The sequence below is a fragment of the Natronomonas salina genome (assembly GCF_013391105.1).
GTDB classification, from domain to species: domain Archaea; phylum Halobacteriota; class Halobacteria; order Halobacteriales; family Haloarculaceae; genus Natronomonas; species Natronomonas salina.
The window spans coordinates 1700736-1721925 of record NZ_CP058335.1 but is presented as its reverse complement, the minus strand read 5'-3'; the positions used below and the strand labels follow the sequence as shown (position 1 = coordinate 1721925).

General features: G+C 55.3%; 23 protein-coding genes. 10 read left to right on the top strand and 13 right to left on the bottom strand.

The window, feature by feature from the left end; all coding sequences use genetic code 11:
• Positions 1 to 363: 363 nt before the first annotated feature.
• Together HWV07_RS09025 and HWV07_RS09020 are read right to left on the bottom strand one after the other, a co-directional pair.
• Entirely contained in the window at positions 364 to 990 is a 627-nt protein-coding gene (locus tag HWV07_RS09025; protein ID WP_178333985.1) for a YIP1 family protein, read from the bottom strand.
• Positions 991 to 1299: 309 nt separating this feature from the next.
• Complete coding sequence (locus tag HWV07_RS09020) at positions 1300 to 1701, bottom strand: CopG family ribbon-helix-helix protein (RefSeq protein ID WP_178333984.1); 402 nt, start codon at positions 1699 to 1701, stop codon at positions 1300 to 1302.
• A gap of 83 nt (positions 1702 to 1784) precedes the next feature.
• Between HWV07_RS09020 and HWV07_RS09015 the strand changes: the two genes are divergently transcribed.
• Positions 1785 to 2657: a sulfite exporter TauE/SafE family protein gene (locus HWV07_RS09015; RefSeq protein WP_178333983.1), complete on the top strand. Its 873-nt coding sequence runs from the start codon at positions 1785 to 1787 to the stop codon at positions 2655 to 2657.
• Between the two features lie 592 nt (positions 2658 to 3249).
• Positions 3250 to 3534, top strand: a complete 285-nt coding sequence (locus HWV07_RS09010) for a winged helix-turn-helix domain-containing protein (RefSeq protein WP_246279857.1) — start codon at positions 3250 to 3252, stop codon at positions 3532 to 3534.
• 271 nt (positions 3535 to 3805) lie between these two features.
• Here the strand turns inward: HWV07_RS09010 and HWV07_RS09005 are convergent, their stop codons facing one another.
• Both HWV07_RS09005 and HWV07_RS09000 read right to left on the bottom strand, forming a co-directional pair.
• Entirely contained in the window at positions 3806 to 4762 is a 957-nt protein-coding gene (locus tag HWV07_RS09005) for a formate/nitrite transporter family protein (protein WP_178333982.1), read from the bottom strand.
• A 369-nt stretch (positions 4763 to 5131) separates the two neighbouring features.
• Complete coding sequence (locus tag HWV07_RS09000; RefSeq protein ID WP_178333981.1) at positions 5132 to 5731, bottom strand: hypothetical protein; 600 nt, start codon at positions 5729 to 5731, stop codon at positions 5132 to 5134.
• Positions 5732 to 6035: 304 nt separating this feature from the next.
• Between HWV07_RS09000 and HWV07_RS08995 the strand changes: the two genes are divergently transcribed.
• Together HWV07_RS08995 and HWV07_RS08990 are read left to right on the top strand one after the other, a co-directional pair.
• A complete protein-coding gene (locus HWV07_RS08995) occupies positions 6036 to 6392 on the top strand; it encodes a hypothetical protein (protein ID WP_178333980.1) in 357 nt (118 codons plus the stop codon).
• A gap of 78 nt (positions 6393 to 6470) precedes the next feature.
• Positions 6471 to 7862, top strand: coding sequence for an RNA-guided endonuclease InsQ/TnpB family protein (locus HWV07_RS08990; protein WP_343046123.1), 1392 nt, complete (start codon positions 6471 to 6473; stop codon positions 7860 to 7862).
• 234 nt (positions 7863 to 8096) lie between these two features.
• Here the strand turns inward: HWV07_RS08990 and HWV07_RS08985 are convergent, their stop codons facing one another.
• Together HWV07_RS08985 and HWV07_RS08980 are read right to left on the bottom strand one after the other, a co-directional pair.
• Positions 8097 to 8435 (bottom strand): DUF7344 domain-containing protein, encoded by a 339-nt coding sequence (locus tag HWV07_RS08985; protein WP_178333978.1) that lies wholly within the window; start codon positions 8433 to 8435, stop codon positions 8097 to 8099.
• Positions 8436 to 8677: 242 nt separating this feature from the next.
• Positions 8678 to 9010: a hypothetical protein gene (locus HWV07_RS08980; protein ID WP_178333977.1), complete on the bottom strand. Its 333-nt coding sequence runs from the start codon at positions 9008 to 9010 to the stop codon at positions 8678 to 8680.
• Between the two features lie 162 nt (positions 9011 to 9172).
• Between HWV07_RS08980 and HWV07_RS08975 the strand changes: the two genes are divergently transcribed.
• Both HWV07_RS08975 and HWV07_RS08970 read left to right on the top strand, forming a co-directional pair.
• Entirely contained in the window at positions 9173 to 9553 is a 381-nt protein-coding gene (locus HWV07_RS08975) for a polymer-forming cytoskeletal protein (RefSeq protein WP_178333976.1), read from the top strand.
• A gap of 154 nt (positions 9554 to 9707) precedes the next feature.
• Positions 9708 to 10004, top strand: a complete 297-nt coding sequence (locus tag HWV07_RS08970) for a CGCGG family putative rSAM-modified RiPP protein (RefSeq protein WP_178333975.1) — start codon at positions 9708 to 9710, stop codon at positions 10002 to 10004.
• 137 nt (positions 10005 to 10141) lie between these two features.
• Here HWV07_RS08970 and HWV07_RS08965 read toward each other — a convergent pair whose 3' ends face one another.
• On the bottom strand, positions 10142 to 10765 hold the full coding sequence (locus tag HWV07_RS08965) for an OsmC family protein (protein ID WP_178333974.1): 624 nt from the start codon (positions 10763 to 10765) through the stop codon (positions 10142 to 10144).
• 1266 nt (positions 10766 to 12031) lie between these two features.
• Here HWV07_RS08965 and HWV07_RS20025 point away from each other — a divergent pair.
• Positions 12032 to 12268, top strand: coding sequence for a DUF2061 domain-containing protein (locus HWV07_RS20025; RefSeq protein ID WP_343046122.1), 237 nt, complete (start codon positions 12032 to 12034; stop codon positions 12266 to 12268).
• A gap of 149 nt (positions 12269 to 12417) precedes the next feature.
• Complete coding sequence (locus tag HWV07_RS08955) at positions 12418 to 12972, top strand: hypothetical protein (protein ID WP_178333972.1); 555 nt, start codon at positions 12418 to 12420, stop codon at positions 12970 to 12972.
• 101 nt (positions 12973 to 13073) lie between these two features.
• Here the strand turns inward: HWV07_RS08955 and HWV07_RS08950 are convergent, their stop codons facing one another.
• Both HWV07_RS08950 and HWV07_RS08945 read right to left on the bottom strand, forming a co-directional pair.
• Complete coding sequence (locus HWV07_RS08950; RefSeq protein ID WP_178333971.1) at positions 13074 to 13721, bottom strand: nucleotidyltransferase family protein; 648 nt, start codon at positions 13719 to 13721, stop codon at positions 13074 to 13076.
• Positions 13718 to 14932 (bottom strand): molybdopterin molybdotransferase MoeA, encoded by a 1215-nt coding sequence (locus HWV07_RS08945; protein WP_178333970.1) that lies wholly within the window; start codon positions 14930 to 14932, stop codon positions 13718 to 13720. The genes HWV07_RS08950 and HWV07_RS08945 overlap by 4 nt, the downstream gene beginning before the upstream one ends.
• Before the next feature lie 181 nt (positions 14933 to 15113).
• Between HWV07_RS08945 and HWV07_RS08940 the strand changes: the two genes are divergently transcribed.
• On the top strand, positions 15114 to 15428 hold the full coding sequence (locus HWV07_RS08940) for a hypothetical protein (protein WP_178333969.1): 315 nt from the start codon (positions 15114 to 15116) through the stop codon (positions 15426 to 15428).
• 127 nt (positions 15429 to 15555) lie between these two features.
• Here HWV07_RS08940 and HWV07_RS08935 read toward each other — a convergent pair whose 3' ends face one another.
• Both HWV07_RS08935 and HWV07_RS08930 read right to left on the bottom strand, forming a co-directional pair.
• Positions 15556 to 16257, bottom strand: coding sequence for a ferritin-like domain-containing protein (locus tag HWV07_RS08935; RefSeq protein WP_178333968.1), 702 nt, complete (start codon positions 16255 to 16257; stop codon positions 15556 to 15558).
• A gap of 291 nt (positions 16258 to 16548) precedes the next feature.
• On the bottom strand, positions 16549 to 16971 hold the full coding sequence (locus tag HWV07_RS08930; RefSeq protein WP_178333967.1) for a hypothetical protein: 423 nt from the start codon (positions 16969 to 16971) through the stop codon (positions 16549 to 16551).
• Positions 16972 to 17479: 508 nt separating this feature from the next.
• Here HWV07_RS08930 and HWV07_RS08925 point away from each other — a divergent pair.
• A complete protein-coding gene (locus HWV07_RS08925) occupies positions 17480 to 19807 on the top strand; it encodes a xanthine dehydrogenase family protein molybdopterin-binding subunit (RefSeq protein ID WP_178333966.1) in 2328 nt (775 codons plus the stop codon).
• A 125-nt stretch (positions 19808 to 19932) separates the two neighbouring features.
• Here the strand turns inward: HWV07_RS08925 and HWV07_RS08920 are convergent, their stop codons facing one another.
• Together HWV07_RS08920 and HWV07_RS08915 are read right to left on the bottom strand one after the other, a co-directional pair.
• The gene (locus tag HWV07_RS08920; protein ID WP_178333965.1) at positions 19933 to 20346 is read right to left on the bottom strand and encodes a VOC family protein; all 414 of its coding nucleotides are present in this window, start codon (positions 20344 to 20346) and stop codon (positions 19933 to 19935) included.
• 16 nt (positions 20347 to 20362) lie between these two features.
• On the bottom strand, positions 20363 to 21190 hold the full coding sequence (locus HWV07_RS08915; RefSeq protein WP_178333964.1) for an SDR family NAD(P)-dependent oxidoreductase: 828 nt from the start codon (positions 21188 to 21190) through the stop codon (positions 20363 to 20365).

Here is a 21190-nt window from a genome sequence, read left to right as displayed (position 1 = left end):
TGGCTCACTGTCCAGACTGCGGTAGTCGCATAGCGGAATTGACGGTGAACGGCGATCTCGTTCCGAACTCCCAGTGTGAGGCCTTCACCTGTCCCGATTGTGGCGCCGTTCTCGGAGCGGGGACGGCTGATTGACGGTCGGTGTAGCTCCGCGTAAAACGGGGGATCTGTACACCCACCTGAACAGGAACGGTAATCGAGGATTGACAGCGTTCCACTGACTGAGGCACGAATACCCTGTACCGATCGAACCAAGCGTAGGATGTTCCAGCGCGACAGAACTGGATCAGCCTCACACTGAACCTGTGGATAGAACGTCTTCCAATCTGGACCGGTCGTCGAACCGTCACGGATTGCTGCGGCGTTAGATGAAGTTCCAGAGGAACGCGAACAGGCCAATGAATCCAGCGAGCACAAGGCCATCCTGGAGATTTATGCCGTGCGTCGAATGAATCCCATGTCCAAGGATGTAAACACTCCAGATGATGACGGCGAGTGACAGTACTATATGGAGGCTACCGCCTGAACTCTGCATTGCTTCGGCCTGCGCTTGGAGAGCTTCTGGGCTCGTGATACTACTCTCGAACTCATCGAGCTTTCGGCGAATCAACAGATATGAGAACGGAACGGACAACGCGTTCGGTGCATATCCCCATGCCGCCACCGCTACTGCCTCGTGGAACTCGCCACCCTGCATCCTTGGGGGTCCACTCCCGTAGTGGAGGATAGCAGCGATACCGAGCAGCACAATACACCCCAATATGGCAGAGAGAAGTATCCATTCGAACACCCTGTTCATCAGATGGCGTTTGAGTCCGACAGGAGGGGATTGAATCCTCTGAACCACCCCACGGACGGCAGTATACATGAGAAACGATGTCCCGATGAGGTACAGAGCGAATGCGGCTAAGCCTCGTGGTAGCGGGTCGTCAGCTTCGTCGAAGTACCGCTTTGGCTTCACTAATGGTGTTCGTGGAGGGCTGTCCGGCATATTCATACGCAAGTCAATTAGCAATATAATTATCTCGGTGCTATCGGTGCTGAAGTCCTCCCATATGCCGTATTAAACGCGATTCTCGCCACCTTGGCTTTCCACGTCTGCTCGTGAGCCATCATCACGCGTCTTTACACGACCAGCCTCACATCACCCCGGCTCATCGATACGTATACTCCTGTACCGCCTGATCCAGGCGTCAGATGGTTCCAACGTGGCAAGACTGAATCAGCCCAGCGGCGGAGCCTGCGAGAGTATCAGCACTTCGAGATGACGGAAGCAGAAACATCGTCTCCGAACGTTCTCTCACGAATCCTCGACCGTATCCTGGATCACCATCACTTTCACACGGCGCACGCCGTCGAAATCCCGGAGCCGGTAGGTCAGTTCTCGAACTCGGTTCGCTGGCCCTCGACAGAACAGCGATTCCAGACACCACTCGCCCTGATGGGTGTGGCTCGTGTTCAAGATCACGTCCTGGTACTCGTGTTGTACCGCGTGCAGCTCCGCGATCACGTCGTGGTGGCGGTAATCGAACCCGACGAGCGAGACGACCTCACCGGTCATCGCCTCCAGCTGCGAGTGGGATTCGATGTACTCCAACATCGCCTCACGCACGGCCCGAGACCTGGACTCCAGGCCCTGGTCTTGCCAGACCGTATCGAACTCGGCGATGACCTCGTCGGGAATACTGAAACTCGTTCGCATAGACCTACTGCGTGTTATGACGGTTTCCGGGGTTCGGTATTAAATACCCATATCCCGGGTGCCCTCTCAAATCACGCAACGAGATGGTGGTCGGTGAAAACATCGGTGTACTGGTGGGCGCGATCGCACTTGGAGCGATACATGGTATCGAACCCGGCCACGGCTGGCCCGTGGCCGCCTCGTACGCCCTCGACCAGTCGAACAAGTGGCTGTACGGCCTCGCTGCTAGCCTCCTCATCGGCGTCGGCCACCTCATCAGCAGTCTAGCGATGGTCGCGGTGTTCTTCTATGCGAAAGCGTACTTCGATCTCACGCAGGTCGACGAACCGATCACCGTACTCGGTGATCTTCAAATCGGTGGGCCGGTGAGTCTCGTGGCCGGTGTGTTGCTGATCGCGCTGGGCGTCCGCGAGTACGTTCACGGCCACTCCCACGGGAACCACGGTGGTGATCACGGGCACACCCACGGTCCCGACCAGCAGCACGATCACGACTCCGAGCACCCACACGGACACGGTCATGACTCGGACGACCAGCACAACCATCCGCAGGGCCACGACCACAGCCAATCGCAGGCCCACGAGAGCAGTGGACTCATTTCCCGTCTGAAGGGGCTCGTTCCGTTCGTCGGTGGGCACTCGCACTCCCACCATGAACTCGATGAAGCCGCCGATCGTGGCCTCTTCGGGATCGCGTGGTTCGCGTTCGTCCTCGGGTTCGCCCACGAGGAGGAGTTCGAGATTATCGCCCTCTGTGCGGGTTCGGTCTACTGTTTGGAACTGATGGTGGCGTATGCACTGACCGTGATTTTGGGCATCGTGGGGCTGACGATGCTCTTGATTGCTGGCTACCAGCACTCCGAGGAACGTGTCGAACGGTACACGCCGTATCTACCGGCGTTTTCCGCTTTCGTGCTCTGTCTCATGGGTCTCGGCTTCATCACTGGAGTCCTCTAAGAGAGGGCATCACCCCACTACGATACGATCTCTCCTTCTACCGACCATCGCGTCCCAATTCACCGTTCAGCGTCCCAGTGTGCCGGAAAATATCAGTCTACTACGGAACCAAACAGAATCGTTACCGCTTATCGTTCGAATCGTCGATTGAATAGTAGGCTGCGAAGCGTCACCGATTCCATTCCCCCCTTCCTACTATCCGATACCACCGGAGAGGCGAATCGAATTGCTATGCGTGTCGCGCGGACTCAGCGGTTCGTGAACTCGAACTCTGTCGAGTGACAGTCCGGGCACGCGTCCCAGTTCCGCGGTTCAGGTGCTGAGGAATCTTCCGAGTACGTGACGAATCCACAATTGCGGCATTCGATGTACTCTGCCAGGCTCGACATCGTGAACGGGTGAAGAACTCCTGTCACCTTCAGTAATACCCCTAAGTAACTGGGTAAGCCGGGGCTGAAGCCATCTCTCGAAATAAAGACCCGGCTTGAACTTGTTGCCAACAAGATGTGATTCCGTATCGGTCCTGAGTGACTGTGAACGCTTGTCAAGCTATTAAGCGACGCAAAACTAAGAGACATCTTCTGGTCAATAGATGCAGTTCATGACCGACGATTGGAATCTCATCGGGTTCGTCATCGCCTCGCGATACCGGAAGCTGGTCATCCAGGAATTGAGCGACCACCCGTCGACCCCCTCACAGATAACCGAGCGGACGGACGCAACCATGGCCAGCATCAGCCACGCCCTCTCGCAATTACGGGAGAAGGATTGCATCGAACTCTTGGTCGACGAGGACCGTCGGAAAGGCCGCGTTTACGGTCTCACCGACACCGGGGAACGAGTCTGGAAAGACCTCCGTGAACAGGAGTATCTGTGATCACCATTGAATGCGTGCTTCGCCTCCCGACGTTCCGAAAGTAGACCGGATAGAGCGGGAATTCGACGAGGAATATCAAGGATTACCAATCAGACACTGAAATACGGTCCGAGAACGCCGTCACCTCTTCTCGACACCGGTCTTCTCTCGAATCGACCTCCTTGGACCCTGAAAGATAGGGCTTCAGCTCACTACCTGCCCGCAGTGTACCGACCGAAACTCGGTGTCCGTTCTTACGTATCTCGAACAAGTGCCAAAGGGAGTTGGCCTATCAGGACTCAGTATCAGTGGTAGTATCGCCTGTTTCGGCTGACGGTCCTGCCTCTGTCCCTCCGCGCCAACTGAACAGTAATTCGCGCATCGTGAGTTCCCGGATACCAGGGTACCGCGATTGCTCGGTTTGAGCGTAGTTCACCAGTGTAAGCAAAAACACGCCGCCGATAGTATTGCCGAGGAAGATCGGCAACCAGTACTGAGAGAAGACGACGAAAACGCCCGAGTCAGTGGTTAGCAGAAAGTAGAACGCTTCAGCCGCAGCCGTAATCACGTGATAGAGGTCGGCAGCGGCGATCAGATAGAAGGAAATATAGATGATGAACAACCGCGAGATCGTATCTCGTGCGGCGTGATCGAGCCAGACAACACCGGCGACTAACCACCCGGCGAACAGCGCCCGGTTGAAGATCGACCACCATTCGTGATCGAGGCCGCCACTGACGAACGTCGTCCCGGTCTGGACTGCCTCCGGCGAAAGGACCCCACCGTACACCAACAAGTACGCACCGAGTCCCGCTCCGACGATGTTGCCGATCAATACAACCCCCCAGACGCGCATCAGGAGTGGCAGACTGGCGAGGCGAGCGAGGACGAGGCCGACGGGGGGTAACGTGTTCTCGGTATACAATTGATAGTGGCCGAGGATGATGTAGATGAATCCAACGGGATAGAGGATCGAGCTCAAGAACCGATTATCGGGGAACATCTCCACCCCGACGATATGCCCGAGGAAGGTGAGGACGATGGCGAAGCCGGCGGCCAGGCCGCTGAAAAACAGTTGTTGTTTCGGGGCCCCGATTTCCTGGGCGGCACTGGCCAGAATCCGTTCGAAGATCTCGTTCGCCGAGAAGCGATCCCGAACGGCCCACCCCGCGGCTGGAGCCCCGGATGCGGCCCGGTCGAGCGACTCACGGAGTTCGTCATCCGTTTCATCGTCATTTACGTCACTCACTTCAGATACCCGCTCGTGACGGCGATGTTGGTTCTGTCACGCCCACAGACGCTGAATATCACCTCTGGGTGGTCGTGAGCTCCCCAAATGCCGAACGGCCGGAGCGCCGCCACACATCCGTTTCTAGGCGTCACAATGAGCTATTCGGGAGCGATCCATAATTGGCTCACGATATACTACCTCGTGATCTCCATTTGGGAATAGCACAAATTCGAACATCTGTGTTTTAGGTAGGTGCCAAATTGCCGAGCAATAATCCACGAGATTATTGGCGTAAGATGGCCAGAGCGACGACAAGTGAGAGGCCTACGGATATTGGATTCTGGATGTATTCAGAGAGCAGTTTTTCGGATAGCACATCGCCCCCTATCACCAGTCGATCGACTCTGGTGGTTCCGGTATATCCCCCTCTACGGCTGTTCCAGATTGCATCAGCACGAGGGGAAGTACTGCTAATCCACCAGTTGTGATGGCCCCAATCATAAATGCCATCTCTGTGAACCCCGACGCGGAGCCGAGTGCCCGCGCAGCTACCGCTCCGGCGTACCCGCCGACCACGACCGCCCCGAGAAATACCTCTATCGCGGATCTTCGACGATCGGCGCGGGCCAGAACGCCCGATAGGTACCCTGCACTGATAGGCAGGGTCACGAGGACGCCCTGGGCCTGTGTCAATACGAGCGAGGCGGTCTGCGGCGGCGACCCACCCCCCTGCACGTAGGAGGTGTACATAACTGCCGCTCCCGAGATGAACACCAGCCCTGCCGCGCAAATCCCACCCAGAACAGCGGTCCGAATCGTGATGGGCGAGAAAACGTAGGTGATCACGCCAAGGGTGAGATAGATTACTCCGGCTCGAAGGAGAATCCCGGGGAATGAGATGATTTCAGACCCTGCAAAGAGGTCGCTACCCAGGAGCAAACAGAGTATGCCCGCGCCAGACAAGACGGAGACCTGCCGCTTCTTCATAAATTCAGAGAGTGAAGACTATCCATATACTTTCGGTAGCACTCAACGGAGATCCCTGAGACCTCTATTCAGACTAATAGGGGTATCCCCTACACCGACCAATCAATGGACGCCCTGTCTGGACCAGCTGCCCTCCGGGGTTCCCGAATGCCTCACACGGGGACCTGACGCAAGCACAGTGCACCCGTCTGGCTCTGCGGCAGACGCGGGTACGGCTTCCCAGAGCAGATAGCGCTCATATTACCAGTCGCTCTGTGTTAAATACGACTACATATTTTTATTAGTCCGATGCGTTGGGTGGGATATGCAAGAGACGTTACTTGAGGTCGAGGCGGTGGAACTCAGCACGGTTTCCGGCGTCAGCCGAGAGATGCTACTCGATTCCCTCCCGCGGTTCGTCCACGCGAACGGGCCGGTAACGATGGAAGACTGTGTGAAGGGCATCGCGATGCCCAGTGGAACGGCGCCGTCCGAACGGGCCAGGGCCGCCGCGGCTGCGGTGGCATCGGGCCCCGTCCAGCGCGGCCTCGAGTGGCTGGTCGAACAGGGGTATCTGGACACCGAGACGAACGAGGACGGGCAGGTCCTGTATTCCGCGACCGCACAACTCGACGAGCAGCTGTCGCTTGAGGGTGCGTCGTCGCTCGATAGTCTCGAATAGGGCCGACTCACAGAGATTCGAGGCGGATGTCCACGGCTTCAGCCGTGGGAGGAAGCCGACGATCAATGACACATCGACATGTTGCTGCCGGTCGACACCCCGATGCTGGAGTTCAAATACGAACACGAGTGGAGTGGACGTATGGTCGTGGAGGCCCGTCGCACTGTCAGGATTCCACTCGAGGTGCCGGCTGAGCGTATTGACGACCTGCATGCGACCAGCCATTGGTACCGTTACTGTCAGAACCGCACTGCGACGTACTGTTGGCCGACTCGACCGACTCGACCGTCTGATCTCACGACGAATACTCGCGAGGTCGAACGCACACTCTACGACCGGTTGCGCGAGGAGACGGCAGGGTTACACAGTAATCTCGTCCAGAAAGCGATCAAAGACGCGGTCGCTGCCGTCTCCTCGTGTCAAACCCATTGGAAGAACGGCGACCGTATCAGTAAACCGAGCTTCGATGCCCGTACGGACGGCTCGTATGCGATGACCTACGACAAGCGCGCCGCCACCTTCCAGAAGTATACGGTGTCGTTGGCGACCGTCAATGGCCGAGTACAATGTCGCTACCGCCTGCCAACGGAGTTGGCCGGGACGCCGTATGAGCGATACGTCCTCGATCGACGATGGTCGTTTTCGACGTCGAAGCTCGTCTACGACGGCGAGCAGTTCTGGCTACACGCCGTCCTGAAGCGCACCTATACCGACGCATCGACGTCGTCGACGCCACGTTCAGACACGCCCGAGGACTTGACGAGAGTCCTCGGCGTGGACGTCAACGTCGACGGCTACACGGCGGTGACGTCGGTCGGCGGCTTCCACGGGAACGCCGATGCACTCACCCATCGCCGACAGGCCTACGAAACGTTACGGGCGGAACTCCAGCAGACGGGCACCCAGAGCGCACACCGTCGACTCCAGGCTCGGAGGGGCGTCGAGCGGCGATACTATACACAGTACTGCCACGACGTCGCGAACGAGATTGTAGCAGACGCCGTTCGCGTCGGGGCGACCCATGTCGTGTTTGAAGACCTCACCCGTATTCGGGACCATATCTCGAATCGACCGAAATCCCAGCAATGGCTGTTCCGTCAAATCCAGACCTACACCGCGTACAAGCTAGCGGAACACAGGATCGACGTCGAGCGAGTGGATCCTCGGGAGACGAGTATTGCGTGCAGCCGGACGGATTGCGAGTGTAGTGACGACGAGAGTCGAGCGGGCAAGGAGTTTCGGTGCGTGGATTGCGGGTACGCGGTGAACGCGGACTACAACGCGGCGAAGAACATCGGGTTGCGCTTCCTCGAAGCGTCTGAATCCATCCCGACGGGCCACACGTGTTCGTCCGGGAGGGCTACCAGTCAGCTGGCCCTGATGTCGGGGACGCTCACGCCCGCTGGCGAGTTTGTCAGCCGGGAGTGGGTGTCCACCGACAAGCCCACCGCTTCAGCGGTGGGTCGCTGACGACAGCCTCACCGACTGGATAGGCGAACTCCAGTTGGACGTATAGAACACCCCTCGACCTCCAGCGATCATCTGCCTCCTAGGGGTGGGTGCCGGACATAGAACGCTGGCTACGACGCTGTGCAACCGCTCTGTTTTTCATCCACCCCTCCTCGCCATCACCACCCGGTTGGGGTCTCCTCCAATACGCGCTGGCCTCCGAGACTGCTCCGGAGGCTTATACCGCAGGCGGCTTCACCACCACTCGTCGATCGTTTCGAGAAGTGCCTCCACGCGCACGTCCGGTCTGTAGCGAATCTCTTTGCTCCCCTCGTCGAACTCGACGAGTCCGAGCCCCTCGAGTTTCGGCAGATGGAGGTGATAGAGGTCGAACCGCAGATCCTCCACGCTCAGTCTATCCGAGGCAGCCAACGTGTGCGCCGCCTCTGTCAGGTCGATTGCATCGTCCTGGTCGGCGAGATGGTCGAGCAGCTGTCGCCGATGTCGATGTCCGAGGGCATCGATCGCCGCGTCGACGCCGGCTCTATCGCCGTCCATCGCGGCCTGCTCTTCGTTCCTCGTTTTCCCTGACATGGACTAGCATACGCGTGAGTCTGGATAAACGCTCCTTTCACTCGAAAGTTCAGGAACGGGAACCAACTGGCAGCTACACCGAGGGTTATTGGACTGGTAGAGCTCCCACCTGTAGTTCAGCTCGGCAACGAAGTTAGTAACGGGCCTGCACACCATCCCCTCGAATCAAGAGAAGCACCAGGCGATTCGTCAAGAACTCCCGTCGGCGGAGAGTGTTGAGGTTCGTTCCTCACCTGGCAAGCTTAGCGATGCCGAAGCTGCCACCGGAACTCCGCGGCGAGTCGGTCACAGATCACTGCGCTCGCGCGGTCTCGTTCGCCGACCTCGCCCGCGATACACGTCGTGGCAGCTTCATTGAGAAGCGCCTGTTTCGTCTGCTCGTCGGTTGCACTCTCCAGGATGAACTGTTTCGCGCCCGCGAGCGCTGCATCCCACTCGTTTCCAGATGTCCGCTCCGGCCGGTCCCCCGCGGCGGTCGCCGCCATCTCGCCGTACATCGCTGCCCGCATCCCATCTAACCCCGGTTGTGAGGCGATCTCGCCGTCGGATCTGACCGGTGTCGGTTCGCTACCCATAAGTCGTACAACAGATATCGCTGACCAGCTCCATGAGTGTACAGCCGCGTTATACCTGCTATTTTTGTAGGTTGATTCCAGATCGCTGGTATGACCTGAATGCAGAGACTGTAGTCTATAATGGGTAGTTTACTAATTGGCCCAAGAGAGAAGCACGGATAGATGGCGGACGCTGAGATCACTCGCAGCGAATTCATCACTCTAGTGACGACGTCGGTAACGATCGGTCTCGCTGGCTGTTCCGGTAGCGGTGAAGACCCGGGAGCGGGGAGCGACGAGGATGTCGAGGTTGAATCCGAGCACGACAGCGATATCTCGACGGATGGCTCGGTGACCGTGGCAGATGAGGCGACCGTGAAGGGCGGAATCGACGCCGGCGGCCACGTGGATATCGGCAAGAAGGCCGATATCGACGGCAGTATCGAAGCGGGCGAGATGGTGACGATCCGGAAGAACGCTCACATCGGAGGGGACGTCAGTGGTGCAACAGTCGATATCGCCGAAAGTGCAACCGTTATCGGGAATGTTCAGAAGACGGGATAGCACTGTGGTAGTCGGATAGGCGGTTCGACCGCGACGCTACTGTCGGTGAATAAGTGGGGCTGAGCAAGGCGTCTAAGCTCGATGAATCGGTGCTTGTCTCATCGGGTGAGACTCGTAGGAGGGGTAGTTGCGGTAGGAACGCGTAGGTAGTCGCATGGCAGTGAACGATGCAGATGTGCAACCTGTGACGGACCGAACGCACGACAACTCGTGGTCGGCGAACCTCGAGCTCCCGCAGTACGCCGACGACGAGGCGTTGCTCGTCGAGCACGCCACAGACGCGATCCGGCGGACGACCGCCGGCCACCACGTGAACCTGGTGACGCACAAGGTCCACGGCCACCCCGACGAGTATCTCGTCGACGCCCTCGAAGAAGAGTTCGACGCGGTGACGCTCAGGTACGTCGAGCAATGCGGGTGTGGTGGCCACGTCCTCCGCGCGACCCTGTAGCCGGAGAGGCAGTACACTGCAAGCCATCGGGCGCCCGACGAATTGTCCAGTGCGGCGAGTTGACCCGTCGAAGGGACTTCGAGCGCTCGACCGCCTCAAAAAATCGAACGACGGCCGACGTCTTCGCAGTCGCGGGATCAGTCGGCAGTCGGCGACGGTAAGCCGACGCTGACGACGGGCTCCATCTCGTGAGCGAGCCGCATGAGGTTCCAGACCGGCGAGCGCTGTGCGCCCGCCGTCAGTAGCTCCACGTCCTCCTCCGAGAGGTCCTCACCTTCGACGGTGATCTCGACGTCGATATCGCCGAAGGTCTCCTCGGAGTGGTCGACGTCGTGGATCGTGAGGATCACACGGGGGTCGAAGTCGACTCGAACGGTGGTCTCGAAGTCGTCGAGTTCGATATCGTTGGCGAGTGCGGTCACGCCGACGGCCACGTTCACGCAGGCGGTCATCGCCGCGAGCGCGACCTCGATCGGTTCCATGCGGTCGGTCGGGTCGATGAAGCCGGAGACGTCCTCGACCTCTTTCCAGGCGCCCATCGGGAGCGTGTACTCGCGGGTCTCGCGTTTGATCTCCTCGCCACCGAGTGTGTAGGCGTCCACTTTCGCGAGGCTGTGGAACAGTCGGCCCTCCGAGATGGCCCGAGCGCCGAGCTCGAACTGTACGGCCTCTGGATTCTCGGTCGCGTACTCGACGAATTCATGGAACTCCTCGAGGTCCACCCCGTTCTTCACGGTCTCTGTTGGTTGCGTTGTTGCCATCGGTAGTCCTCCCTCCGATTCGGGGCGACCCCGCCTCCGTCCGTGGGACATCCCGAAGGGAGGGTCAGCTCGAATCAGTTTATCATGGTTAACAATGACATTAGCTGTTGTGCCAGGTTAGTCGGTCATAGTCGTCAGAGGAGCACAGAGGCGCACTTCTGGGTGTAAAACGCCGAATTGGTCCCTCGGTCCCGGCTCTGTGCATCGGTACTCCGATCGGACGCTCGGCGAGCATGATTCGGCGTGAGAAACCCCGAGTTACCGTCGCTGGGTGGCCATGAGGAGCGCCCCGACCAGTGCGAGCAGTGCAGTCAGGCCCGTGAATCCAGGGCCGTCGCCAACTACTCCAGTATCATCCTCGTCGGTGTTACTGGGCGTGACGGTCTCGGTATCCGGCTGTCCGGCAGGCGACTCCGAATCATCAGCCGGAGAACTTGCCGTCGTATTGACTTGGTTGCCCCCTCCCGTCGTGTTCGAACTCGCAGTCGACTCGGTGTTAGGGGACGGAGTATCGGAATCAGCTTGCGTATCCGGACCGTTCGTCCCACTGGTCGCCGTGTCGGTCCCAGTGGCTGCCTGTAGGCCGCCGTCGTCCGAGGTAGACGTCTGGGTCGTCCCTGAGGACCGGGCGCCGCTCGGCGTCGCTGTCGCGTCCGGCGTCGGTGTACGATCCGGGCTGTCGGCCGTCCAGGTGCCCGCACCGATGGTCGCCTGGAACCAACCGTCCGTCGTACTGTACTCTCTCTGTTTATTCCAGGCGTCGTCCGTTTGGAGATGGAGGTGACAGATTATAATACATATAGAATATATGGTGTGTGGACTGGCCTGTTTGACTAACCATCGGAAATGTGGAAAAGAAAAATTCCAATGGCACAGAGGGTCCAGAGGATGTTCAAAATAGAATATAAAATCGAGATATAATAAATTATTAGGATATTATTCGATAAAATAAAGTATACGATTAACAAGGGGTGGGGAATGTCTAATCGGTTCCAAAAGTAAACAAGCCATTTCATATCAATAGTTCCTACTTATTCTATCGCTTCGGTAAGGACTGCTGCTATATCGCCACAGCAGATCTATCAGCCTTGGTGTTGCGCCAAGACACCTAAGTTATGGAATTCTGACTATATCAGATTACTTATGTGAGGTTACATATGTCATAATTGAATAATATATCGGGATGATAAAACCCTGCTATAATTTAAATACTTCTCTTTATTGTGGATTAAAGGGAAAGGTTATTGATATACCTTACATATTTAGATGATGATGCCGAATTTGGTATCGCGGACAGCTATCCAATCTCAGAAACGGGCTATCGTCAAAACGATCCTCTATCGGATATTTATGATGCTCATCACGATGATCGTTGCCTGGCTGATCGTTGGTAATATCAATGATGCTATAAATATTGGAATAATAACTAACATACTAAAGACTATAACATATTACACGTATGAACGACTATGGGACCACATTCCGTGGGGAATCAAGGACTAGTTTTGTAAATATTAGTTATAAACCCAATGTCTGGATAAGAAGTGCGATTGGATCCCATAATCAGGATCGCTCATATTTGAGCTGCGACTGTAACTATCCCCATACTATCCACCCCAACAGCAAAGCCCCTGCTATTCCAAGTGAATTGTATGATGTCATCATTTCGTAATCGACTTTTTGGGGATGACACATCGGACAAAAATATCGATCTTGAAGTGAGGCAGCAGAAGGCTGATGAGACACTTCGTGCCGCTATCGAGCTGAATGGGTTCACTGTTGTAGACTGTGGCGTGACAGATACAGTTGTCGTCAATGAAAGTCGGGATGGAGAGAAGATTGTTGTACCCATCACCCAATTCTCACTTGGTAGTGACATTGAGACGCCTGATACAGATCTCGTCTGGGACTTCGTCGGTGAAGCAGCTACAGCACTGCAAGATCCCTTCCACGACGTATTCGTTCGCCATTACGATATTCAGTTCTCATTTGGGGGAGAGGGTTTCTTCAATAAAAAGACGTGTCGGCGTGTTCTCCTTACAAAGCCACTCGTGGACAAGTACACGACGGACCCTGATTTTTCATTGGCTCAACTTCGTAATGCGGTCGATGTATTAGATACCATCGACGACGAGATTGCTCCAGTTGCTTGGGGGGAGTGTTACGACTACAGGAAAATCAACAATGGTGCAGTTATAATTGGGTGAACCAAGTAGAATTTTCTTCACATGTGGCGAATTATGTAGGGATTCATCAAGCATGGCCTTTTCTAGGATGTTATCTGTGCAGCCTGATTTATGCTAATCGTTTATCGAAACAAATCAAGATCATCCGGTCGGTCAATATCACTAAGTACACCAGGGTCACCAGTTTCTATAGCTCTTGCATTGTAATTTTCGGTCAGCAAGTCTCGGCCGCCTATATCCCCATCAATAGCGAGCAGTCGATCAAAGAATCGCTCATCAAACAGAACCGGATTTCCACGTGCTCCTCCACAAGCCGCTGCAAGAACGTCGGACACGCCATACTCGTACGCTTCAATCAGAAGGTTGATTGAATCGACGGTGACTGCCGGCATATCGCCTAGAGCAATGAGGACGCCATCGGCGCTGTTGGCTTGAGCCGTTCGTACACCCTCACAAACGGATGTACTCTGTCCTACGTCGTAAGATGGGTTCGCACGAATCTCGACGGAGAAATCGTCGACTGCTTCTCTGAGACGGTCACACTCATGTCCAACTACGACCGTAACTCCTTGAAGAGAACTCTCAAGAAGCGTGGTAGCAGCGTGATGAATAAGCGGCATACCATCAAGGTCAGCGAGTAATTTGTTCTCCTCACCGTAGCGGTTACTTTGACCTGCGGCGAGTAGCACTCCCCATATAGCCTTCTCAGTGCGCTCACCGGTCTTCCGGAATTCTTCTGGGGCGACCGTAGGGAGTTCTTCCCTGGTCATTCGAGTACAGAGTAGGGGACGACGTCCACTTTTTCACCTGCCGATAGTTCCTCCTGTCGGAGAACAAACCCGTCGGCTCTGGTTGCCCGAGTTGTCGAGGAAAGTACGCTTGGATCAAACTGTCGATCATATACCTTGAGTGGGGAGTTGGTGTGCCCGAGGGGAATCGCGTTTCCATTTTCCAAGACTACGGGAATGGCATACTCAAACCCGTCCGGACCTAAGTCTACAGATGACTCTAACGTCGCATTGATTGTCGGGAGTTCCACTCTCCCAGTGAAGAAGGGTCGCGCGATAAGCGTCGCGATTGTGTGGGCACCAAGTGGCTTTCCGGGTATTGCGAATGCAACTGCCTCATCGTCCGCAAGGGTCGCCGCAGCGATCGGCTTACCCGGTCGAACTCGAACACGGTGGAAGTGGATGTTGCCAAGTTCGGATAATGCACGAATCACGTAGTCCTTATGCCCGACACTGGTACCGCCCGTCGTAAGAATGACATCGTACCGGTCGGCGAGGCCTGCAATTTTTGATTTGACGGTCTGGTAGTCATCAGGAACAGTTCCTTCGTAGGTAGCTTCGTGTCCCCACGATCGGACGAGAGCGGCGAGCATCGCGGAATCGAGGTCTTTGCGCTGCTTTTCGTGAATTTCTGTTCCTGTAGCGAGAATGCCGACCGAGAAGCGTTCTGCGACTTGCACCTCATCGTACCCGAGATCACCGAGTAAGATCGCGTCCTTGGCCGAGAGGCGCTCACCTCGCTCGAACAGCGTTTCACCCGCGCTGACATTACTTCCACGAGCGTAGGTATACATTCCTGGATCGATTTCTAAGCCGTCAAGCTGACCCTCGTCGACGGTCGCGGCTTCCCGTTTTAAGACAGCATTTGCGTTCGGCGGGAGCGGAGCTCCAGTTGCTATCTCGACTGCTTCGCCATTGTTGAGCGGCTCTGGCTCGTCCTCTGGGAACACCTCGCCATCGACGACTGAGAGCGGATAATCGTCAGTTGCATCGAATGCATACCCGTCCATCGTCGCATGGTCAACCGACGGGATATCCCGCTTTGCGACGATTGTGGTCGTAAGAACACGACCGGATAGCGAGTCAATCACGATGGTTTCGGAACTGGACTGTGCTAGCGCTGATTGCCGGAGTTCACTGACTTTTTCTACGGCTACCGAACGCCAGACCATGTCCTCGTGATCATGAACCATATCTAACCGAACGAATAGGTGGCCCAAAAGGGTTATCGTCGCCAGTACCATCTCCCATGATCACCACTTGGCAGCCTAGTACATGCGATCTCGAAATCGATGAGGTCTGTTGCACCACCGTAATGATGTGAATCTAAGAGTGAACCGAGGGTTTTTATATAATTGTGTTAATTGTTATCTCATGTCTGACTCACAATCGGAAGCGGCGGGACTAGAAGCAGCCGATGAGAACTACACCTTTGACCCGGAGGAGACGACGCTATTACTTTCTGGCAGACACGAAGTGTCCAAGTTCGATATAGAGGACATGGAGAAGATGGGTCTTGCAGATGTAGAGCTCGAAGAGGTCGACGGCGAGACAATCGTAACCGAGTGTTCTTTTAACATGACGGCGCTGGCCGCGGTGATCGGTGAACTAGATGTTGTTGAGCGGAAGATGGGTGACGATTGGCGAGATACCAGCTGGAACCCGAGAGTCCGGCTGAAGTACCTCTAATCCTGAACATAGCCTGGTTGCTGAGATAGCGTCCAGTATTTCTGCTGCCGGTTCATCCATTTTTGGTACCTGGAACGAAGTCTAGAACTTTTTCGTAGCAAGTCAGCTAACCAAAACCTCGGCAGACTCAATCGTCTGCAGTCTGGGAGAACTCGTCGGGGCGGGACATTGAATCCATCTGCTTACCATGGAAGGCGTAGGCCGCCTCAAACTTTGCGTCCACTATTTCCCAGACACGCTCTTGGGTCGCCTCGTCTGTCGCGAAGCGCGCAAGCATCTTCTTACCCAGGTTGATGTGGTTCCCCTCATCAATCTTAGCCTTGTGAATCACATCCTTAGTCCGCGGATCAACGATGTCCTTCTCCATTATCGCTTTGAACGCCTCGGCCAATGCCGGTTCTCCGGCGCAGTTCAAGGCGGTGATGATCTCAATCGGATCATCCCAGTCTGCCGTCCGTTCAAGCAGGAATAGGTCCTCGTCGGTTGGTTCATAGTGAATCACATTAGGATCACCGCCCAACTCTTCAACCCGTCGCGAAAACAACTTAGAATGTTTGACTTCGTCGCGAATCTGGTCGCCTAGCCCGAGCATGATGTCTATGTTCTCCACGTCGATTTCGTATGCGCCATCATACATCATCGACATTACCCGCATCGGGGGGATGACGCCAAGATAGAACTCCGACCACATGAAACCCTTGAGCATCGGAATGAGGTCGTCGCCGGTTATCGTGTCGTCGGCGTTGAACACTTTCTCAGCGAGTTCCTTCCCGCGATGATTTGACTCGCTAATCACTTCTTTGGCGAATTTGCTGCTATCCATAGCCATGACGAGTAGATTAGCTCATAGATCTACTTATGGTTTGTGGTGTGTTGTCACATACCTTCGACTGCGATCGTAGTCCGCCTTGATCAGTATGCAACCAGATAATCGTCCAGAAATCGAAGGTGGATCCCCTCTATGGCAATATCGCCCGTGACACGCTTATAGTTACCACGATCCACAGGCTCTACGCCCTCATCTCAAAAAGGAAAACGAGCTTCGTTTGTTAATTATTCACAAGGTGAACGACACCAGAGACCAATCAACCGTAAATTGAGAACGGTTCAGCAGCATGGCTTAGTCGAACTGATCGTCTGCCCACTCGGCTTCGGCTTCTGTAAGCTCACCTGATTCGACCCACTCCTCAAGGTGAGGTACGATTGCCAGGTCGTGTTCCGGGCTCTCTTCGGTTATCTGGACCCACTCTGGTTCATCGATAATCTGGAGATAATAGAACTCTGTGTAAACATCGCTCTCTTGGTAGCCGTATCTAATTGCGTCAATCCGATTCCGAACAATGACGCTTCGTCCATAGTGTACGTCAACTAGGATGGGACGCTCACCGCCGGGTAACGCCAATAGCGGTCGATGGTTTGAGTTATCCAGCCGCTGTACTAGGTATGAGTTCTCGTCAAGCCGTTCGGTTTCAGCATTGGTCCAATCCGGAGGTAGTGTAATCGATAGCTTTGACGCTGCATCAGAGTTGGAATCCTGTGACATTTGGTCTCAGCGTTAGTGGCCTGTGTAATATGTGTTTGGGGTGCGAGCGATTCCCCATTGGCTCGAAAGCTCGCCAACCTTGGTTGGCTTACCTATCAAAAGATTATGAGAAAATACATTGGTATTTCTCTGAAGGTGCTCTCATTGTCAAGGTATACTGCCAAGAATCTCTTCGATGTAGTATCAACGAGCGTTGAATCTCCAGCGAGATGAAGTATGGAGGTGGGCATAGATGGAGGCGCTCAGAGGCTGACGAAGAGCGTGAATGGGGGCCCGAAGCTACGAATTACTCAAGCGAGCTGGTCCTGTTGCCGAGATATGGGACCTTCATATTAATGCTCAAGAGAAATTTCCTCCTCTAGTGGGTATGCAGGATTTTTGATTATAATATTACTGCCACTGCGTCTAGAAGATAAGGTGTCAGATTAACGAGGAGATTTCTGGGAAAAAACGCTTCGGATGGGTGATTGGCGATAATTATAAGCAACCGGCTCAACTTGAGGTTGGTATGGGTCAGCAAGAACCAGTCGAACGACCAGCGGATACTGGGCAAGACGCGCCAGACGGTCCGGTAGGCGAACGGGAAGCTCGGGTAGACGCGCTTGGGAAGGTCACAGGCGAGATGGACTATACTGCCGACATCCCGTTCGATGACTTAGCGCATGGTCAACTGGTGCGAAGCACCATTGCGCATGGCTACGTAGAATCCATTGACGTCGACGATGCCCTTGAAATAGAAGGCGTAATTGATGTAATTTTCGCCGATCAGATTCCAGGCGAGAAACGCATTGGATCAATTATCCCCGACCAGCCGCTCCTTAACGACGAGAAGGTCCGCTACCTCGGTGATCCAGTTGCCCTGGTTGTCGCCGAAAATGAAGCGACCGCTAGGCAGGCGGCAGACAAAATTGTAATTGAGTACGATCGCTTGCCGAAAGCCCTCGATGCGGATGAGGCGTTAGCAGAGGATGCGGAACCAATTCATGAAACGGGGAATCTCATCGATGAATACGGCTTTACTCGAGGCGACCCCGATGCAGCCTTTGAGGATGCGGACGTGACTGTTGAGGAGTCATACCAGAGTTCGATGATCGATCACGTCCCACTGGAACCCGAAGCGTCGACGGCGAAGCGATGTTATGACGATACTGTCGAGGTCTGGACGAGCACTCAGCATCCCCATGGCGACCGGCAGAGCATCGCCCGAGTTCTCGATATCCCAGAACGAGACATTGAGGTCAACCGCCCGGCTGTTGGCGGTGGATTCGGATCGAAACTTGAGCACAATCAACCCTGCTACGCTGCGGTTGCAGCCTGGATAACCGACCGTCCTGTCCGAGTCAAGTACAAGCGCGACGATGAGTTTCGCGGAACGGTAAAGCGGAATACTCTTACACTCGATTACCGGATTGCAGCCGACAAGGACGGTAAATTGCGAGCAGTTGAGGCCGACATCACGGTAGACGGCGGCTCCTATCTCTCCTTCTCCAGTGGAGTCGCAGTTCGGTCTTTAGTCCACTGTACTGGGCCGTACTACGTCGATGCAGTCGATGCTAGTGGACGGGCTGTCTACACGAACAAACCCTGGGGTGGGGCGATGCGCTCTTTCGACATGTTCCAAACGACTTTCGCTATCGAGTCTACACTGGACGTATTGGCGGAGGAACTCGGCTTGGATCCAGCCGAACTCCGCGAGCGAAACGCTTTCGACGGTTCAAAGCCCGCATCAACGACTGGTCAAGAGATTGAGGCCGCTGGGCTACCCGAGACCATCAAGGACGTTCGGACTGCGCTAGAAGATATCGAGATCGAACAGCCCGAAGACCCAGCCAAGCGCCGCGGAGTTGGACTGGCATCAATGTGGTACGGATGTGGAGAAACCGGCCATCACCATCCTTCGAGTGCATTCTGTGAGATCCATTCCGATGGCACGGCTACAATACAGTGCGCTGCTGCCGAAATCGGACAGGGTTCCGACACCGCACTCAGTCAGATTGCAGCGGAGACTCTTGGTCTCGATATTGATGACGTGAAATTGGTCACCGACAGCACGGTCGCACCTAACGCTAACGAAACATCGGCCAGCAGGCAAACGTTTGTCTCGGGAAATGCTGTCAGGTTAGCAACTGAGGACGCCCTAGGGACAATCCTAGAGAAGGCCGCTGGAATTTTTGAAGAACAGTTTGATGTGCGTGTCGCACCAGCAGACCTCCGTGCTACCGAAAGGAAGATTGTCGCCCCCTCAACTGACGAAACAATACCATTCGAGGAAGCAGTTCTTGCCTGCAATAATGATGGCCTCCTCCTGACCGGGACCGCTTCTTACACGCCCCTCTTCGACTTCGATATCGAGACTTTCAGGGGAAGCCCCTATCCCACCTTCTCCTTCGCTACTCATGGAGTTGTAGTTGAGGTTGATGTTGAAACCGGAGTTGTTGAAGTCGAACAAATCATCACTTCCCACGACGTAGGGACGGCGGTGAATCCGGCTCTTGTTGAGGGGCAGATCGAGGGGGGTGCGGTAATGGGCATGGGCCACACACTGATGGAGGAAGTCGAACTAGACGACCAAGGCCAAATTCTGAACGCCTCGCTTATGGATTACCACATCCCTCAGAGCCGTCAAGCTCCGGATATCGAGACCCACCTTGTTGAGTCAGCTAGTGACGAAGATGGACCATACGGCGCCAAGGGTGTCGGTGAGTCCGCCCTCATTCCGATCGGGCCGGCAATCGCCAATGCCGTAGCCGACGCTACCAACTCGCGAATCACCGAGTTACCTCTCAAACCTGAACGGGTCGTCCGTTCTCTCCCTAAGGACATTATCTACCAATAAGGACCTCTACTCGGCCTATTTTCACAAAACACGGTATTGATTCACATCTGGAGACTCTCCTCCCCATCTCGACTAACGGCTAACAACAATAATGAGAACCGCCGAAAGTCGTATTTTATCGCTGGTTAAATGCGCTCAACCAGTTCTACTTGGAACCCTGCAGTGTGTCGCTCCTCAACGAATATAATTCGGGTATCACCCGCGCCGGGCATGGGTTCATCGCTCTGGAATACAACTCCGTCTTTACGGAGATATTCGACGGCCGCCTCGATATCGTCAACTCGATAGGCTATGTGCTGATAACCCGGCCCATGACGCTCGAGAAACGTCTTTACGTTTCCTGGGCCGGCCGGCTCGAGAAACTCCAGATATACTCCATCGAAATCTAGGAAGACCGCCCGGATGTTGTACTCCGGAAGGTCCTCGTCTATGACTACCTCCTTGCCGAAGCGTTGGTAGAACGCCGTCGCCGCATCGGCGTCCCAGACTGGAGCACCGATATGGTCGATATCCTGCAATCGGATGTCGTCGTCGCTCATTTAGTGTCTCTGATTTTCAATCCAAGTTTTCACTCGCAGCGCGAATGGTCTCAAACTCAAGCAGCGCCTTCTCTTGACCACCGTCAACATCAATGACGCCACCGTTAACGAAACTCGCCTGCTCGGAGGCCAAGAACGTGACAACGTTGGCGACTTCTTGTGGTTCACAGATACGACCGAGCGGGATGCTGTTCTCCGCGACCTCCATCGCCTGATCAAAGGTAAGGTCCTGTTCGTCGGCCATAATCTCGACAAGATAGTCCCACCGGCCCGTCGCAACTGGGCCCGGGTTAACTGCGTTGACCCGAACGCCCTTCCGGCCGTACTGCTTTGCCAGTGCCTCCGTCATGTTGATGTCACCCGCGTTGGCTGCACCGGGTGCTAGCTCGCCAGGGCTGGGTTTTGTCCCGTCATTGCCCACCAAGTTGACCAATACACCTTCGCTCTCAACAAGATGAGGCATTGCTTCCGTCGCTCCGCGGACGTGTCCCATCAGCTTCAGATCAAGCGCCTTGTACCAGTCGTCCTCGTCAAGGTTCTCTAATAAGCCGCCTGGTGCACTACCGGCATTGTTCACGAAGATGTCAATCTTGCCGTAGTGATCAACTACTGAATCAACGAAAGCCGCCACGTCATCGCGGTCCGTAAAATCGGCGGTCTTCGGCAAACATTCAACACCGTGTTTAGATTCAATCTCTTCGGCCGCCTCTTCAAGCGGCCCAGGACTCCGAGCACAAATCGCCAGATCTGCGCCCTCTTCTGCTAGGGTGTTCGCAATCGCATTCCCGATTCCTTGACTTGCACCTGTAACGACCGCAACTTTACCATTAATTCCTAGGTCCAT

Coding starts and splice junctions, on each gene's coding strand:
- HWV07_RS09025 (WP_178333985.1), bottom strand. CDS start 990: ATGCCGGACAGCCCTCCACGAACACCATTAGTGAAGCCAAAGCGGTAC.
- HWV07_RS09020 (WP_178333984.1), bottom strand. CDS start 1,701: ATGCGAACGAGTTTCAGTATTCCCGACGAGGTCATCGCCGAGTTCGAT.
- HWV07_RS09015 (WP_178333983.1), top strand. CDS start 1,785: ATGGTGGTCGGTGAAAACATCGGTGTACTGGTGGGCGCGATCGCACTT.
- HWV07_RS09010 (WP_246279857.1), top strand. CDS start 3,250: ATGCAGTTCATGACCGACGATTGGAATCTCATCGGGTTCGTCATCGCC.
- HWV07_RS09000 (WP_178333981.1), bottom strand. CDS start 5,731: ATGAAGAAGCGGCAGGTCTCCGTCTTGTCTGGCGCGGGCATACTCTGT.
- HWV07_RS08995 (WP_178333980.1), top strand. CDS start 6,036: ATGCAAGAGACGTTACTTGAGGTCGAGGCGGTGGAACTCAGCACGGTT.
- HWV07_RS08990 (WP_343046123.1), top strand. CDS start 6,471: ATGTTGCTGCCGGTCGACACCCCGATGCTGGAGTTCAAATACGAACAC.
- HWV07_RS08985 (WP_178333978.1), bottom strand. CDS start 8,435: ATGTCAGGGAAAACGAGGAACGAAGAGCAGGCCGCGATGGACGGCGAT.
- HWV07_RS08980 (WP_178333977.1), bottom strand. CDS start 9,010: ATGGGTAGCGAACCGACACCGGTCAGATCCGACGGCGAGATCGCCTCA.
- HWV07_RS08975 (WP_178333976.1), top strand. CDS start 9,173: ATGGCGGACGCTGAGATCACTCGCAGCGAATTCATCACTCTAGTGACG.
- HWV07_RS08970 (WP_178333975.1), top strand. CDS start 9,708: ATGGCAGTGAACGATGCAGATGTGCAACCTGTGACGGACCGAACGCAC.
- HWV07_RS08965 (WP_178333974.1), bottom strand. CDS start 10,765: ATGGCAACAACGCAACCAACAGAGACCGTGAAGAACGGGGTGGACCTC.
- HWV07_RS20025 (WP_343046122.1), top strand. CDS start 12,032: ATGATGATGCCGAATTTGGTATCGCGGACAGCTATCCAATCTCAGAAA.
- HWV07_RS08955 (WP_178333972.1), top strand. CDS start 12,418: ATGATGTCATCATTTCGTAATCGACTTTTTGGGGATGACACATCGGAC.
- HWV07_RS08950 (WP_178333971.1), bottom strand. CDS start 13,721: ATGACCAGGGAAGAACTCCCTACGGTCGCCCCAGAAGAATTCCGGAAG.
- HWV07_RS08945 (WP_178333970.1), bottom strand. CDS start 14,932: ATGGTTCATGATCACGAGGACATGGTCTGGCGTTCGGTAGCCGTAGAA.
- HWV07_RS08940 (WP_178333969.1), top strand. CDS start 15,114: ATGTCTGACTCACAATCGGAAGCGGCGGGACTAGAAGCAGCCGATGAG.
- HWV07_RS08935 (WP_178333968.1), bottom strand. CDS start 16,257: ATGGCTATGGATAGCAGCAAATTCGCCAAAGAAGTGATTAGCGAGTCA.
- HWV07_RS08930 (WP_178333967.1), bottom strand. CDS start 16,971: ATGTCACAGGATTCCAACTCTGATGCAGCGTCAAAGCTATCGATTACA.
- HWV07_RS08925 (WP_178333966.1), top strand. CDS start 17,480: ATGGGTCAGCAAGAACCAGTCGAACGACCAGCGGATACTGGGCAAGAC.
- HWV07_RS08920 (WP_178333965.1), bottom strand. CDS start 20,346: ATGAGCGACGACGACATCCGATTGCAGGATATCGACCATATCGGTGCT.
- HWV07_RS08915 (WP_178333964.1), bottom strand. CDS start 21,190: ATGGACCTAGGAATTAATGGTAAAGTTGCGGTCGTTACAGGTGCAAGT.